Source organism: Microbacterium aurugineum (assembly GCF_023101205.1).
Taxonomy (GTDB): Bacteria; Actinomycetota; Actinomycetes; order Actinomycetales; family Microbacteriaceae; genus Microbacterium; species Microbacterium aurugineum.
Map to the genome: position 1 here is coordinate 2,937,743 of NZ_CP078078.1, position 15,896 is coordinate 2,953,638.

13 protein-coding genes are annotated in these 15,896 nt (G+C 66.7%); 7 read left to right on the forward strand and 6 right to left on the reverse strand.

Translation table 11 applies throughout. The features are described from left to right. The first annotated feature begins 40 nt into the window (after positions 1–40). Both KV397_RS14195 and KV397_RS14200 read left to right on the forward strand, forming a co-directional pair. Entirely contained in the window at positions 41–988 is a 948-nt protein-coding gene (locus KV397_RS14195) for a LysR family transcriptional regulator (RefSeq protein WP_131492956.1), read from the forward strand. 208 nt (positions 989–1,196) lie between these two features. Then, a complete protein-coding gene (locus tag KV397_RS14200) occupies positions 1,197–1,514 on the forward strand; it encodes a hypothetical protein (RefSeq protein ID WP_131492957.1) in 318 nt (105 codons plus the stop codon). A gap of 33 nt (positions 1,515–1,547) precedes the next feature. On the opposite strand, the gene KV397_RS14205 is transcribed toward KV397_RS14200, so the two are convergent. The 3 genes from KV397_RS14205 to KV397_RS14215 all read right to left on the reverse strand — a co-directional run bounded on the left by KV397_RS14205 (position 1,548) and on the right by KV397_RS14215 (position 4,199). After that, positions 1,548–2,393 (reverse strand): transposase, encoded by an 846-nt coding sequence (locus tag KV397_RS14205; protein ID WP_261811540.1) that lies wholly within the window; start codon positions 2,391–2,393, stop codon positions 1,548–1,550. Between the two features lie 55 nt (positions 2,394–2,448). Further along, on the reverse strand, positions 2,449–3,774 hold the full coding sequence (locus tag KV397_RS14210) for a peptidoglycan DD-metalloendopeptidase family protein (RefSeq protein WP_131492959.1): 1,326 nt from the start codon (positions 3,772–3,774) through the stop codon (positions 2,449–2,451). Between the two features lie 131 nt (positions 3,775–3,905). Then, positions 3,906–4,199, reverse strand: coding sequence for a hypothetical protein (locus KV397_RS14215; RefSeq protein WP_227991969.1), 294 nt, complete (start codon positions 4,197–4,199; stop codon positions 3,906–3,908). A gap of 310 nt (positions 4,200–4,509) precedes the next feature. Here KV397_RS14215 and KV397_RS14220 point away from each other — a divergent pair, with 310 nt between their 5' ends. Next, complete coding sequence (locus KV397_RS14220) at positions 4,510–5,895, forward strand: coiled-coil domain-containing protein (RefSeq protein ID WP_131492961.1); 1,386 nt, start codon at positions 4,510–4,512, stop codon at positions 5,893–5,895. Positions 5,896–5,984: 89 nt separating this feature from the next. Here KV397_RS14220 and KV397_RS14225 read toward each other — a convergent pair whose 3' ends face one another. The 3 genes from KV397_RS14225 to KV397_RS14235 all read right to left on the reverse strand — a co-directional run bounded on the left by KV397_RS14225 (position 5,985) and on the right by KV397_RS14235 (position 8,891). Next, positions 5,985–7,157 (reverse strand): fatty acid desaturase family protein, encoded by a 1,173-nt coding sequence (locus tag KV397_RS14225; RefSeq protein ID WP_205802341.1) that lies wholly within the window; start codon positions 7,155–7,157, stop codon positions 5,985–5,987. A gap of 102 nt (positions 7,158–7,259) precedes the next feature. After that, positions 7,260–7,535, reverse strand: a complete 276-nt coding sequence (locus KV397_RS14230) for a hypothetical protein (RefSeq protein WP_134352921.1) — start codon at positions 7,533–7,535, stop codon at positions 7,260–7,262. Between the two features lie 195 nt (positions 7,536–7,730). Next, a complete protein-coding gene (locus KV397_RS14235; RefSeq protein WP_261812678.1) occupies positions 7,731–8,891 on the reverse strand; it encodes a low temperature requirement protein A in 1,161 nt (386 codons plus the stop codon). Positions 8,892–9,240: 349 nt separating this feature from the next. Here KV397_RS14235 and KV397_RS14240 point away from each other — a divergent pair, with 349 nt between their 5' ends. From KV397_RS14240 to KV397_RS14255, 4 genes are all read left to right on the forward strand, one after another. Continuing rightward, on the forward strand, positions 9,241–10,767 hold the full coding sequence (locus KV397_RS14240) for a sugar transferase (protein WP_153243525.1): 1,527 nt from the start codon (positions 9,241–9,243) through the stop codon (positions 10,765–10,767). Between the two features lie 110 nt (positions 10,768–10,877). Continuing rightward, positions 10,878–11,453: a hypothetical protein gene (locus KV397_RS14245; RefSeq protein WP_261811541.1), complete on the forward strand. Its 576-nt coding sequence runs from the start codon at positions 10,878–10,880 to the stop codon at positions 11,451–11,453. A gap of 34 nt (positions 11,454–11,487) precedes the next feature. Then, positions 11,488–15,183 carry a fibronectin type III domain-containing protein gene (locus tag KV397_RS14250; RefSeq protein ID WP_261811542.1) on the forward strand — a complete coding sequence of 1,232 codons (3,696 nt, stop codon included), beginning with the start codon at positions 11,488–11,490 and terminating at the stop codon, positions 15,181–15,183. Continuing rightward, the gene (locus tag KV397_RS14255; RefSeq protein ID WP_261811543.1) at positions 15,180–15,884 is read left to right on the forward strand and encodes a CDP-alcohol phosphatidyltransferase family protein; all 705 of its coding nucleotides are present in this window, start codon (positions 15,180–15,182) and stop codon (positions 15,882–15,884) included. Before KV397_RS14250 ends, KV397_RS14255 begins: the two co-directional genes overlap by 4 nt. The last annotated feature ends 12 nt before the right edge of the window (positions 15,885–15,896 follow it).

Sequence of the window (15,896 nt, forward strand, 5' to 3'; positions counted from 1 at the left end):
TAAGAGTAGCTAACCTTTAACGTCGGTCGAGGAGTCACCCGTGCTCAATGTGAACCGCCTCCGCATTCTGCGGGAACTCTCCAGACGCGGCACGCTCGCGGAAGTCGCCCGGGCACTCAACTACACGCCGTCAGCCGTATCGCAACAGCTCAGTGCTCTGGAACGTGAAGTCGGGACCACGCTCCTCGAACCGTCGGGGCGCCGCGTGAGGCTCACCGGCCCGGCGATGCTGCTCGCCGAACGGGCCGATCTGATCCTCGAACAGATGGAGCTCGCCGAGGCCGACCTGCAGAACCTCGCAGGCACGACGAGCGGTCTCATCCGGGTCGGCTCCTTTCAGAGCGCGCTCATCGAGCTCGCTCCGGCGGCACTGACGCTACTATCGCAGCGCCACCCGCACCTGGTCGTCGAACTCTGCCATCGCGAGGTCGACGAGGCACGGGACGGCCTTCTCGCCCACGATTTCGACATCGTCCTGGGAGAGGAATTCCCCGGCGGCGAGCAGCCGCCGACCGCCGGAGTCCACCGGCAGGACTTCCATTCCGAACCTCTGCATCTCGCGCTGCCCGAGTCGGAGCGCGTCGGCGACCGCGCCGGCTCCACGACACTGAGCGACCTCCGACACTGCGGCTGGGCACTCGATCTGCAGCAGTCGCGCATGGGCGCGTGGGCGAGGCAGAAGTGCCGCGGGGCGGGTTTCGAGCCTCGTGTGGTCTGCGAATCGCCCGACCCCCTGCTGATGCTGCAGCTCGTCCGCTCGGGACACGCCGCGGCCTTCATCCCTGCGCTCATCACGCAAGCGCGCTTCGGAGGAGTGGAAGTCGTCGCCCTCGCCTCCGAGCCGCATCGAACCCTGTACACCGAAGTACGCGCCGGCAGGCAGGAAAGCGGGGCCATCGCTGCCGTGCAGCAGGCCTTCGCCGACGCTATCGCCGCGCACACCAGCGCGGTACCGACAGCCGTGCTCGCTCTCGAACCACCCTCCTGATACGTGATCCCGGCCAGGTTCTCTCTCGTCTGAAGGCACGATGATCGAGCGATGTCTGGCAACCGCTGGACGTCGTAGCCTGGCAACCCGTTCTCAACGCCACGACCGCGGCCGGAGCCCTCGGACGAAGCAAGCGGACGTGTGGCTCCACCGCAGTCTCTCGTCGATGCCGTGAAACCTTCCCGCGGCCCAGTAGGCTTCGGTCATCATGGATGACGAGAGGTCGGCGCGGGATCCCGGAGCGGGCGTCCGCAGGATCGAACTCACGATGCGGCGCCCCCGATTCGCGCTCTACGCAGGAGTCAGGCCCACGCTCGTCATCGGCGAACGCGGCCAGCCGACGCAGTGGGGTCGGGGCACCTGGCAGATCCCCACCGACCGCCCCGTCGTCATCGAAGTGTTCCTCTTCAACCGCCTCTGGCGCTTCGGTCGCGCGGAAGCCTCCCTCACTCCCGAGGATGACACGAACTGGGAGTACCGAGCTCCGATGCTGCCCTTCCTCCGGGGCCGTCTCCGTCCCGCGTGACTCGACTCGAAGCAGCTCTGCGGAAACTGCACGCTAGAGGGCGTCCAGAGCCTTCCGCGCGAGCGCTGCTGCCTCCGCGGCGTCGTCCACCCGCTCTGCGGCAATCGCCCGGCGCTCCTGCACCTCCGGGATGTCCCGTTCGACGTGGCTCGCCGCCACGCGGGTCCGGGTGAGTTCCGCCTCGAGCTCTTCCGCTTTCTCGGCCAGCTCGGCCGCCCGGTCTCGGAGTCCCTGCAGCTCCCTCTCCTGCTTCGCGAGCTCCCGTTCCGCGGCCGTCTGGTCCTTCTCGGCCGCGGCGAGGCGACGTTCGGCTTCTCTCCGCGCGCGCCGCTCCTGCAACTCGTCGGTCGGCCGCTGCGGGGCGGCTTCCCGCGAATCGATGTCGCCGGCCACAGCGTCCCGGATGTCGGTGGCCGACGCCGTGGGTTCGAGCGCCCGCAACAGCCGCCCGGAGGCGACCGCGCTCGCAGCCAGGGGATCGAAGAACGCCGCCGAGATGCTGCGCTCGACGGCTTCCTGCGTCGCGGGTGTGATGCGTTCGCCGCGAGAACCCGCGATCTCGGCCGCCGTCTCCGCGAGCCGGCGCGTGAGGGCGCGACGTTCTCTGCCGAGCTTCGCCAGCGCAGGCGCATCCAGTTCGTCCTGCGCCTCACGAAGCTCGGCCGCCAGCCGCAGCGCCTCCCCCAGCTGGCCGGCCCGCTGCTGCGCGAACACGTTCACGACCCAGGCCGCGATCGAGGGCTTGCGGAGCGCGAGGATGCGGGACGCGAGTTCCGCGTCGTCGACCTCCGAGGCCCGGTCCTTCCGCGACGCGACGAAGGCTTCCGGGGAGCCCGCGTACAGAGCGGCCGCGATCTCCTCGAAGGTGGGGTCGACCATGCACCCACGATACGCCGCACACCTTCTCCAGCGTCGGTTCGCGGCTCGACCTGGACTACTCGATTGCCAGTTGGTCGGCCCAGTCCGCACTGATCAACGATCTGGTGCCGACATTGCCGTTGCCGAGTCCCGGGTAGAAGTAGAGCTGACCGGCGGGGGTGCGAGCGACCAGATCTGCGAGCCCATCGCCGTTGTAGTCGACGCCTCCGGTCAGGGCGGTGAACTCCACCCACCCCGAGCCCACCGCACGCGGCGTACCGAACCTCCCCGGCGACCCAGGATAGAAGTAGAGCGTTCCCAGACCGTCGACCGCCATCAGATCGCCACTCCCGTCGTTGTCGAAGTCGCCGCCGACGAGGAAGTGGTAGGACTGCCATCCGCCACCGACCGTGATGTGCGGGGAACCGAACCTTCCGAATCCGTTGCCACGGTAGATGGTCAGGATGCCGGACGCGGAGACACCGAGGACATCCTGCTTCCCGTCACCCGTGTAGTCGGCTCCGGAGACCACATGCAGCATGCTGTACCAGCCGTTGCCCACGGAGGCGGCTGAAGCGAATCCGCCGGTGCCGTTGCCCGCATAGAACTCGAGGGCGGCATCGGACCGCGCCACGAGGATGTCGGCCTTGCCATCACTATTGAAGTCAGTATGGGTGAGATGCCTGCGGGTATCGCCCCACCCCGCGAACAGGGTCGTCCCCGACGAGAAGCGCCCCGCGCCCGTGCCCGGCCGGAGACGGAGGGCACCGTTTCCGGCGATCTCCAGCAGGTCGGCGTTCCTGTCGCCCGTGTAGTCGGCCGACGCGACACCTGGCGCCTGTCCGGCACCGAGGCCGGGGAAGTACAGGGGAAGCGAGGCACCCCGCACGACGTTCGAGAGGCAGACGAACCCGTTGTTGACCGCGGTGTACACCGCACCTCTGAGCCGCACCTCGAAGTGCAGGTGGTACGCCGGGGAGTTGCCCGTGTTGCCGACGACGCCGATCTGCTGGCCGCGGACCACCCGGGTGCCCGGCGCATACATCCCCGGCGACGCCATGTGCGCATACCTCGTGACGTAGCCGCCGGCATGCTCGACGTCGGTGTAGTTGCCGTAGCCGCTGTTCGCGGTGCGCGATTTGATGACACCGTCGTAGGACGCGACGATGGGCGTGCCGCCGGCTCCGGAGATGTCGATGCCGTCGTGGGCGCGGTAATTGCCCCGACAGCCATCGCCCACCTTCGACTGGATGTTACCCGAGGCCGGATACACCATCTGGGGTTCGCTGGCGGCGGTCGCGGTCAGATTCGAGGACAGCGATGGTGCCGACGCACCGATCACGAGTGCGAGCACGGTCGCGATCCCGATGCGACCGAGACGCACGCGGGATGGTCGCTTCATCTCGAAGTTCTCTCTTGTTCGGCGGCCCCAGGGACGTGATGCCCTCCGCCGTCACCGTACCAGTGCGGCGGAGGTCTCCCGCGAACGCCACCGAGGAACCGGTGGATCCGCTGCCACCGGCGCCGTCCTGATCAGACCAGGTCGTACTCCCCGCCGTAGGGCGTCCCACCGTCGCCGTCGTCGTGCCCGCCCTCATCGGCCGTCGAGGTCGAGATCACGACCTGTGTGGTGGAGCTGATCAGGACGCTCACCGACCGCTCCCCCGCGACGTCGAACTCGACGAATCCGCCGCCCGAGCGAATGGCCTCTTCGATCCTCCGTCTGAGGTCTGCGACATCCTGGCCCTCCGCCAGGAAGTACTCCGCCTCGTTGAGCGCGATCCGCGTGCGCATGATCGTGTACATCTCGCCTCCGGTCGTCGTCATCTTCTTCCGGTTCGCTGCTGACGCTATGCGACTCGGCTCTTCGTCGAAACGGGGTTGCGCCGCGGGGCGGGAGGAGGCAGGGGGTCACGGATGTGCCGTCGGCCGGAGCTGTGCCCTCCCTCCGAGACCGGCAAAACAGGCTCACAACTTCGCGCCGTCGCAACTAGGCTGGGAGGAGCGCCTCGCCGTCCGGACCTTCCCGGTCATGGCGGCGTGAGCCCAGACGACCTCCTCCTCCGGTCGCACGGTCCCGCACTCCGGGATGGAGCCGCAGCCCGCCGTGTGTCCACGCCAGAAAGGCACGAACCTCATGAGCGATTCTCCCGGAAACGCCGGCCGCGACGACGAGCGCTCGCCGGACTTCTTCGACCAGCTGATCGAGACCACGCCGCGCGACCAGCAGGGCGCCTTCACGGTCGGCTTCCGCGGCTACGACAAGGCCGAGGTCGACTCCGCGCTCGCGGCCCTCCGCAATCAGCTCAAGCAGGCTGCCGCCGACGTCGCCGAGGCACAGGCCCGTGAGGAAGAGGCCGTCGAGACGGTCCGGGAAGAGGAGCGCAAGGCCCGCGAAGCCCTCGAGAGTGAGTTGGCCGCCGCGAACGCCAAGGCCTCCGACGCCGAGCAGCAGGTCGCCACGCTCACCTCCGAGCTCGTCGACACCCCGCAGCCCGACGGCGAGGAGGCCCCGTCGCGTCAGCAGTTCGAGGCGATCCTCCGCGTCGCCGAGGAGCAGGCGAACGTCCTCATCCAGAACGCCGCTGTGCAGGCCGACCGCCTGATGACCTCTGCCCGTGAGGAAGTGACCGCGCAGCGCGCCGAGGCCGAAGCCGACGCCGAGCGCATCAAGGAGCAGGCGCAGCGCGACGCAGACCAGGTGCGCTTGAAGATGGACACCGAGTACACGGCGCACGAGGCCCGCATCGAACGCGAAGCCGCACATGCCGCGGAGAAGGTGAACCAGGCCGCACAGGAGGCGACGGCGATCCGCACCGAGGCGGAGAAGGGCGCCGCCGCGTTGCGTTCCCTCGTCACGCGCGAGACGACCCAGCTGCGTGCCGACGCCGAACGCGACGTCCGCGACATGAACGCCCGAGTGCTGGAGTTCGAGGAGACCCTCACCCGTCGTCAGGACGACGCGCAGCAGGAGTTCCTCGTTCTGCACAACCAGGCCGTGGCGCACGCCGAGCGCATCACCAACGACGCCAACGAGCAGGTCTCGGCGTCGCTCGAACACGCCCAGCGCATCTCGGCGCGGGCAGAGGACTACGAGCGCCTGACCCGTTCGCAGGCGCAGGCCATCGAAGCCGACGCGCAGGTCCGTGCTCGCGAGACCCTCGAACGCGCTCGCGCGAAGGCGCAGAAGATCGTCGACTCGGTCACCGGTCACACGACGGCCGTGCTGCACGATGCGGAGGACCGCACGCGTCAGTTGCGCTGGCAGCAGCAGCAGCTCTCGAGCTTCATGGCCGAGGTGCGCGAGCTGATCCGTCCTGACGGCATCTTCTCCGACGACGCGCTGCCGACGGAGATCACCGGAGCGGACGCACCCGGCGCAGCCCCCGCAGAGGCCGTCGCGGACGAGGCCCCGGAAGAGACCTTCCTCGGCGATGAGGTCCTCGAGGATGAGCTCGACGACAGCCCGCTCGAGAAGATCACGATCGACGTGGTGGAGACGAAGAAGAAGTCCTCCAAGTAGTCACGCAGACGAGAGAGGCGCGAGCAGGGATTCCCTGATCGCGCCTCTCTCGTTCCCGGACTGATCAGCGCCCGGGTGGTGTCTGAGGGCTACGCCCGACCGAACTGCGCCACCGCCGGGCAGTCGAACGGGTCGGCGCCGGCCGCGAGGCCGACCCGGTTGAGGTACTCGATCACGATCAGGTACGAGCGTCCGAGGCTGGTCTCCGTGTACGGCACGTTGTTCGCGGCACAGTAGTCGCGCACGATCTCCCGCGCCTTCGCCAGATGCGGTCGCGGCATGCTCGGGAAGAGGTGGTGCTCCACCTGGTAGTTGAGTCCGCCCATGAGCCAGGTCGTCCACCAGCCCCCGCTGATGTTGCGGGAGGTGCGGACCTGCTTGGTGAAGAAGTCGAGACGGGCGGCAGGATCGACGATCGGCATGCCCTTGTGGTTCGGCGCGAAGGCGGCCCCCATGTAGACACCGAACACCGCGAACTGCACGCCCATGAACGCGAACGCCATCCCGAGCGGGAGCATCATGAACACGGGCACGAGGATCAGGGCGAACCGCAGTGCGATGATGCTCAGCTCGGTCCAGCGTCCCTTGACGTTCTTGGTCGTCAGGAGGTACTTCAGTCCGAGGAAGTGGAGGTTCAGTCCCTCGAGCGTGAGAAGAGGGAAGAAGAGCCACCCCTGCTTGCGAGTGATCAGCTTGATCAAGCCCTTCGCCTTCGCCGCGTCCTCCTCGAGGAACGAGATGGTGTCGACCTCGATGTCGGGGTCCTTGCCGACCTGGTTCGGGTTGCCGTGGTGTTTGGTGTGCTTCGAGTCCCACCACGAGTAGCTCATGCCGATGCTGGCGATCACGATGCGTGCGAGCTTGAAGTTCGCGGGACCCGTCGTGAGGATCTGGCGGTGCGCGGCCTCGTGTCCGAGGAACGCGATCTGCGTGAGGACGATGCCGAGGCCCGCCGCGATGAGCAACTGGAACCAGCTGTCGCCGAGCAGGATGAAGCCGGTGATGAGGCCGCCGAGAGCGACGGCGATGCCGACGGACACCAAGACGTAGAACCACTGCGTCCGGCCGAGCAGCCCGGTCTCCTTGACCACCTGCGACACCTGCTTGTACGCCTTGGCCATCGGCGGGAAATCCGCATTGCCGGAGTACGTCTGACGAATCGGGCCCAGCGTTGCCGCGGTCGGTTCGATCTGTGTGATGGAGATGATCTTCTCCTGACGTTCGGAGCCCTTGAGCTGTGAAAGCCCAAGGCAGCCGCCCAACGCTTACCTCACAGTAGCCCCCACCGCATACGCGTCAGGGAATACATCGGAACCTCACGACGAGCACCCAGGCGCGGTCAGTTCCGGCGTCTCGCCGCTCGGTCAGGCGCGGGCGCGGCGAGCGCGGCGCCGCCAGGCTCGCGGGAGGAAGGCAGGACCCTGTGGGGTCGGCTCGTGTGCGTCTTCGAGCGCACGGAAGGCCTCGTCGAGCGAGCCGAATGCGCCGAGCTCGGCGCCGTGGTTGTCGCGCACGAGATGGGCGCTGCCGTCGAACTCGACGAAACCGGCGAATTCGCCGGCACGGGTCGCGACGTGGACGTCGTCGTCAGCCTGCTTCCAGGTCAACGGATCGGATGGAGGAAAAGTGGTCGTGCTCATGGTCATGCTCATTGCTGTGTGGCGGAAACGCGTGGCGCTCCGCAAGATGTGAGATCGAGGGCGGATTCCGCACGCATCGATGTGCGCGGTCCGTGATGGCCCTGATCAGTGGCGACGTGGCGGCCGAGAGGGGCGATGCACACACGTTGCATGATCAGCATAGCAGACCGTTGCATCACCCTGTGGCGCGCTGGATCAGCGCCGCGGCTCGCGCGAGACCTCGTTGCCGTCTGCCGATACCACCGGCGGCCGAAGGACCAGCACCACGACGACGCCGACGAGGATCAGAGCCGTCAAGGTCACGGGGATCGGAAGCACCGGGTCCAGCAGCACGAGAAGAGCAGCGATCGGGACGACGGTGTTCACCACGCGGTCGGCGTTCTCCCGGATCGCGATCCACCAGATGCCGAGCAGGAAGATCGCGATCGGGATGGTGACGGTGAAGGAGGCCGCGACGTTGGACAGATGGCTCTCCCCCGTCAACACGTCGAGTTCGACCTCGATCCCGGCCGAGAAGGCGGCGGCAGCTGCAAAGACGAAGTAGTGCGTGTAGCCGTATCGCAGTGAGCGCTGGAAGCTGGTGATGGCCCGGTGGTGCGGTGGCCAGAAGTAGATCCACCACAGTGACGCCGTGACGACGAGCGTGAGCACCGAGATCGCGATCAGCGGACCGAGGCTCTCGACCTCCTCGATCGCTTCGATGATGGCGTTCGCGGACGCGAGCAGACTCTCCCCCAACACGATCAGGGTGAAGAGCCCGTAGCGCTCCGTGATGTGGTGAGGATGCCAGGGCGTCTGCTTCCGGTACTCGGCGAACACCGGGATGCCGATCTCGATGAGGGCGAAGACGACGAACGCGGCGATCTGCCAGGGCCCGCTCGGAATCACGAGGAAGAGGATCCACAGCACCTGGACCGCGGCGATGCCGAACGCGTATCGCCGTGTCGCCGAACGCAAGGGACCGGCCGAGCGTGATGCCCGCAGCCACTGCGCCACCATCGCGATGCGCATGACGACGTATCCGAGGACCGTGATCGTGAAGTCACCGTCGGTGAACGCCCGTGGGATGCCCGCCGCGACCACGAGGACACCACCCATCTGAACGAACGTCGTCACGCGATAGAGCCAGTCGTCGGTGTCGAAGGACGTCGCGAACCACGTGAAGTTCATCCAGGCCCACCAGATCGCGAAGAACAACATGGCGTACGAGGTGATGCCGTGCAGGAAGTCGCCATGGCTCAGCGCGTGGTGCAGCTGCGCAGATGCGATACTCACCGCGACGACGAACACGAGGTCGAAGAACAGCTCGAGCGTGCTGGCGGTGCGGTGCGGCTGGGCAGGATCGCGCGGCAGCATCGGGCGGAGGTGGAAGCGCGCAGCGGTCGGGTTCGCGGTCACGGCGACAGGATAGCGCCAGGCCTCATCCCCGCGGCGACACTCGATACAATCCATCGCCATAAGCGTCTTCCCCTCATGGGCTCGATCCGCTACAGTGATCAACGTCTGCAGTGCCTGCTGTATGCAACCGCCGTTTAGGGATGGCGAGATGCGCTCCGTGATGTGGGATCACGGTGAACCAGCAGGACCCGAGGGGTCGGGACGCAGATAGATGCCGTGAACGTGGGGTTCACGGTTTGGGGAATCTGGGGAATCAAATGACGCACTGGGGAATGTTGCGTACATTCACGGCTCATGGGGCCTCGGCATGACTTCCGTCGAGGATGCCCTGAGCATCACTCGCACGGGCTTCGTGCCGGTGGCGGCTCCGCGAGCCACCAAGTCGGTGACGCGCACGGTGGTCACACCGCGCGCATCGGCGACCTTGGAACGACGTCGTCAGTGGGAGCGCGGCTATCGGATGCGCCTGCGGATCACGGATGCGGCTGTCATCCTGTTCGCGGTCGGTCTGACGGCGGCGGTCCAGCTGATCACCGACGTCTGGGCCGCCGAAGCGCTGCGCAACGCGGCGTTTCTCGGTCTGGCCTGGTATCTGATGCTGTCGGCCCTCAACACCCGGGCGGCCGCCATCTTCGGATCCGGGGCCATCGAGTACCGCCGCGTGGCACACGCCGGCGGTCTCGCCTTCGGTATCGCCGCGATCGCGGGCATCCTCCTGGAGTGGGAAGGACTGCAGCCGCTGTTCTTCGCCGCGCTCCCGGTCGGGATGCTCGGGCTTCTCGTCGCACGCTGGACCTGGCGCCGCTGGCTGCAGCAGCAGCGCTTGAGGGGACAGTACGCGTCGCGGACCCTGGTCGTCGGTGCCACCGGAGACGTCGAGTACGTGATCAAGTCTCTTCAGAAGGGTGAAGAGAACGGCTACCACGTCGTGGGGACGACGCTGCTGGATCGCAACGCCGGCGCGCTCGCCGTCGGGGAGAGCATCTACCCGGTCGTGGGCAATCTCAACACCGTCGCCGCAGCGGCGACGCAACTCGGGGCGGACACCATCATCGTGGCGAGCCGCCCCGAGGGTGAGCCCGACTTCATCAAGCAGCTCAGCTGGGAACTCGAGGGAACCGCTGCCGAGTTGGTGCTCTCGAGCCGCCTGACGGACGTCGCGGGGCCCCGTGTCTCGCTTCGCCAGGTCGATGGCCTGCCGCTGATCCAGGTGAAGATCCCGACCTATGAAGGCGGCGTCCACGTGCTCAAGCGAGCTCTCGACATCGCCGTCGCGACGGTCGCATTGATCCCGATCGCCGTGATCACGCCGCTACTGGCTCTGCTCGTCAAGCTGGACTCACCTGGCCCGGTGTTCTTCTTCCAGGAGCGCGTCGGTCGCGACGGACGCACGTTCAAGATGGTCAAGTTCCGTTCGATGAAGACCGACGCCGAGCAGCAGCTCGCCGCTCTCAAGGAGCAGAACGACGGCGCCGGCCTCCTCTTCAAGATGAAGGACGACCCGCGTGTCACTCGAGTGGGCAAGGTTCTGCGCAAGCTGTCGCTCGACGAGCTGCCCCAGTTCTGGAATGTCCTGACCGGCGACATGAGCGTCGTCGGGCCGCGTCCGCCGCTGCAGAGCGAAGTCACGGCCTACGACGGAACCGTGTTCCGTCGCCTCTACATCAAGCCCGGCATCACCGGCCTGTGGCAGGTGTCCGGACGCAGCGACCTGTCCTGGGACGAGAGCGTGCGCCTCGACCTGCACTACGTCGAGAACTGGTCGGTCATGAATGACCTGCAGATCATGTGGCGCACTGCCAAGGTCATGGTCCAGCCGAACGGAGCCTACTGATGGACACCACGGAACAGGTCGAGACGCCAGAGACGTCACCACGTCGACGCACGCGCTGGATCGCGGTCGCGGTTGCTTCGGCTCTCGCTCTCGTGGCCGGCGGCGTCGGAGTGGCTCTCGTCGTGAACAACGGGGCGACTCCACAGGCCGCCTCGACGTACACCCCCGTTGACGACGGCGACGCTGACGATGATGCGTCCGAAGAGCCGCTCACCACGATCCCCGCAATCGTTACCGGGCCGCTGAGTGACGATGAGAAAGCTGAAGTCGATCGCGCCACAGCCGCAGCGGACGCCGTTGTCGCCGCGCTGGACGAAGTCGCACAGCGCGGCGACGGTTCCGCCGTCGGAGTCGAAGCGGTCGCCACCGGTTGGGTCCTCGGCGAGGTGCAGTCGCACGCTCGTGAACAATTCGATCTCGGCTACAAACAGACCGGCGACGCCAGAGTGACCTCGGTCACACCGACTGCGGTCGATCTGGCTGCCAGCCCCGCCACCATCATGTTGAAGGTCTGCGTCGACGTCTCGGATATCGACGTGACCGATGCGGCAGGAAAGTCTCTCAAGGACTCGCTGTACAACCCGGGCCGGCCCGTGGCCCACCTCTATGGGGCTGTCTTCGAAGACAAAACCTGGAAGATCTCGTCCCATGAAATCCCGGATGTCCAGGACTGCGACGCAGCCTGACCCGTTGGACCCGACACTCGAAGAAGGATTCCCGATGAACATCAAAGCAAAGGCGCGGGGGACGAACCCCGCCCGGGTAGCCGCAGGCGCGATCGTCGCCGCGGCCGCCCTCGTGGGTTCGTTGCTCACGCCGCTCGCCGCCGCATCGGCAACTGCTCCGCTCCCCGACGGCCTGTCACAGGAGACTGCCGCCGCCTCGTGCTGGGAGATCAAGCAGAACTATCCCCAATCCACCGACGGCGTGTACTGGCTGGTCACGCCCACCCTCGTCGCCCCGGAGGAGTTCTACTGCGACCAGACGACGTCCGGTGGCGGATGGGTGCTCATCGGGCGCGGTCGCGAAGGGTGGAAAGAGGGATACAACGGGCTGCGCACCGCCGCACAGATCCGCAACACCCCCACAGGAACCGACGCTTTCCAGCCCGCGCAGCTCCCCGCAGCGACCGTGGACGGTCTCCTCGACGGTGGTCGCGTCGATGCGTTGAGCGACGGAATCCGTTTGCGTCGAGCCACGAACACGGCAGGAACCGGCTGGCAAGAAGCGCGGTTCACCTTCACCCAGCGCGACCGCTGGGTGTGGACCTTCGGCGCCGAGCACCGCGTGAAGAACTACTCCTTCGATGGCGCGAACGGCACCGGCGGACAGACCAACAATTTCGGCAACAACAACCAACTGCGCCGCGTCGTCTTCAGCGAGCAGTCGTCGCACAACTACCTCAACGGCTGGGCATACGGATCCAGCCAGGGCGGAAGCACGTCGGAGACTTCCTACCTCTGGGCTCCGTCGGGACAGTCGTACGCGCGTCCCTTCACCCAGGTCTTCCTGCGGCCACAGCTCAAGGTCGCCGACCTCGACTTCGGCACCATTCCGGCAACGGGAAGCCCTGCGACCACGGTGGCTGCGATTCCTGAAAGCAACGCGATGACCACCGTGTGGGGCGTCTCCGGCTTCGCCAACGGGAGTAGCGGCGAGCTCAACACCGAGGTGGCCGAGTTCGGCGAGGTCGACGGCAAAGTCTTCGTCGGCGGTAACTTCCGCTACGTTCAGCGGAACGAAGGCGGCTCCGGGCAAGTCGAGCAGCCGTACATCGCCGCATTCGATGTCAACACCGGCGAGTGGGTCTCGTCCTTCCGACCGCAGCTCAACGGACAGGTGAAGGCGATCGTCGGTCTCCCCGACGGACGCGTCGCCATCGGAGGCCAGTTCTCCACAGTCAACGGCACTCCGCAGGCTGGAATCGCGATCCTCGACCCGAGCACAGGGCAACTCTCCGGATGGCAGGTAGCGGCAGAACACCGGGCGACCGGAAGCGTGCCGTACATCCGCGACCTCGATGTACAGGACGACTTCCTCTACGTCGCCGGATCGCTCACTCATCTGAGTGCGGTCGGATCCACCACGAGCGCGAGCACCTGGAACGGTGGCCGGATCAGCCTGACCACCGGGCGCCCCGACACGAACTGGAACGCCTTCCTCAACGGCACCTCGATCGCTGTGGATGCCTCCGACCAGGGAGACCGTACCTACTTCTCCGGCTATTTCAAGATGAAGCAGACGACCTCGACGCCCAGCGCGGCCGCCATCCAGACAGGAGCCGGCGCACCGCTGGTCGACCCGCTCTGGGTTCCCAAGTTCAGCAAGGCTTCGATCGACGCCTCGGGCAACTACTCCGGCAACATCTGGCAGCTCGGCGTGACAGAGGCCGGCGGCAAGGTGTGGCTCGGCGGTTCTGAGCACTCGCTCTTCTCCTACGATCGAAACACCTTCGAGCGCGTCGGTGGCTCGATCACCAAGGCCGGCGGCGACTTCCAGACGGTCGAGCACAACGCTTCGCTCGTCATCGGCGGATGCCACTGCGGCCACTGGGTCTACCAGGACGCCTACGAGTGGAGCAACGTCGGCACGGGGTGGACGCAGGCTGACAAGATGAACCTCATGGGCGCGTGGGACGCGCAGACTGGCAAGTTCGTCAAGGAGTGGTCGCCCGTCGTGCAGGCGCGTGCAGGATACGGCGCGTGGGGCACCTTCTTCGACAGCACCGGCGTCCTTTGGGCCGGAGGCGACTTCAGGCGATCCGTCAGGGCCGGCGAAGTCAACCAATGGTCCGGCGGGTACATCCGGTTCGCTCCCAAGGACACGACCGCGCCGACGACGCCGGGGCCGATCACCGCGACTCCGGGGAACGGCGGCAGCGAGGCGACGCTGACCTGGGCGGCGTCCACCGACGCGGGTGGCGTCTCGTATGAGATCCTCCGTGACAACCGGGTGATCGCATCGACCACGACGACGACATACACGGTGCCGATCACCGAGACGCCGACGAACTACTTCGTTCGGGCTCTGGATAGCGGTGGAAACCGTTCTGCGAGCACCGCGGCCTTCGTCGCCGAGCCCGCTCCGGAGAGCGCACTCACGTTCATCGAGAACGGCGCGACCTGGTCCTGGCGATACACCACGGACGCGTTGCCTACCGATTGGAACAGCACGGACTTCGACGACACGGCCTGGAATGTCGGCGACGGCTTCTTCGCCCGCGGCGTAGCCTCGGCGACCACGGACATCGACCCGACCAACCTCGCGCCGAAACCTCTCAGCGCACAGTTCCGCAACGAGTTCCAGGTCACGAACGCGCTGAGCGTCGTCGACGGCAAGATCTCGGTGATCGCGAATGACGGAGTCGTGCTGTATCTCAACGGCGTCGAACTGGGCCGGGAGCGGATGCCTGCAGGCACTCTCACGCAGAACTCGTACGCGACGGGCGTGATCTCGCACACCGGGGCGGCGGCGAACCGCGTCACCTTCGACGTGCCACAGGGCATCCTCGTGGACGGCACCAACGTCCTCGCTGCCTCCGTGCACGCCAACTACCGATCGACTGCTGACATCAGCTTCGATCTCGCCTTCACCGCAGAGCGTGGGGAAGCACCGACGGCTCCGAACACTGTGACCGGGCTCTCGGGCACGAGCACGTTCGACTCGGCCACCCTCACCTGGACCGCTCCCACGAGCGGGACGACCCCTCTGTCCTATGTGATCAGCCGGGACGGCGAGCAGGTGGGTACGACGGACGCGGCCACGACGACGTTCACGGAGAGCGGTTTGGCCGCATCTACCGAGTACGAGTACAGCGTCGTCGCCGTCGGAGTCGGCGACCTCACCTCTGCACCGGCTGTCACACAGGTGACGACCGCTGCACCGCCGGCGGACGACGAGGTGCCGGTCACGATCTCGAGCGGCTCCACCTGGTCGTGGCGCTACTCAACGGATCCTCTGGCTGCCGATTGGAACGCCACCGGCTTCGACGCGTCCGCCTGGAACTCCGGCGCGGCTGTCCTCGCACGGGGCGTTGCCAGCGCAGCGACGAACATCGATCCGACGAACCTCTCCACCAAGCCGCTCAGCGCCCAGTTCCGCCACGCCTTCACTGTGACGGATCCGTCAACGGTGCAAGACGGTACCGTTACCGTGACGGCGGATGACGGGGTGGTCGTCTACCTCAATGGCGTCGAGTTGGGGCGCGCGAACCTCGGAGCCGGAACGCTCACGCAGAACTCGTACGCGACCGCTGTACCGCGAGCGAGTACTGCCGCGGCCAACCCGGTCACCTTCTCGGTGCCAGCGAACCTGCTCGTCGAGGGAGACAACGTGATCGCGGCCTCGGTCCACGCGAACTACCGCGCGACGCCCGATCTGAGCTTCGACCTCGCATTGAGTATGCTTCGCGGATGAGCCGGCTCTCCTACACCGAAGCACGCCGAGCGCTCGCCTCCGCCCAGAAAGCGGGGGCGGGCGTTCCCGCGTACCTCCGATGGGTCAATCGCCCTCTGGGCGGAAAAGCAGCGGTCGTGGGAGCGACGTGGGGCGCCACCCCGAACGGCGTCACCGCACTCTCCGCCGTGATCGGACTGGCGGGCGTGGGGGTGCTGGCCGCGGTCACAGATTGGTGGGCCGGCCCCCTCGCCGCTGTGCTTCTTCTCGTCGGATACGTTCTCGACTCCGCAGACGGTCAGCTCGCGCGTATCCAAGGGCGTGGCGGCCCCGCAGGTGAATGGCTGGACCATGTCGTGGACGGCGTACGCGCACCCCTGGTGCACATCTCCGTCGCGATCCACCTGCTGCGGACGGATGCCACCCCTTGGCTCATCCTCTGCGCCGGGCTCTTCTCCGTCCTCGTGTCCGCGTGGTTCCTCTCTCAACTCCTCGCCGAGAAGCTCCTCCCGAAACCGGTGCCTTCCTCCGACGACGGCCGCCGTGGCATCCTGGAATCCTTCATCAAGCAGCCGCAGGATCCCTCCACGACGTATGTGGTCGTGGCATTCGTCGGACTGCCGATGGTCTTCACCGTGCTCTATGCGGCGTTGTTCGCCTGGCACATACTGATCTTCGCGGGCTCACTCCGCCGCAAGTATTCACAGCTCACCGCACTCTGACCCCGGACGAAC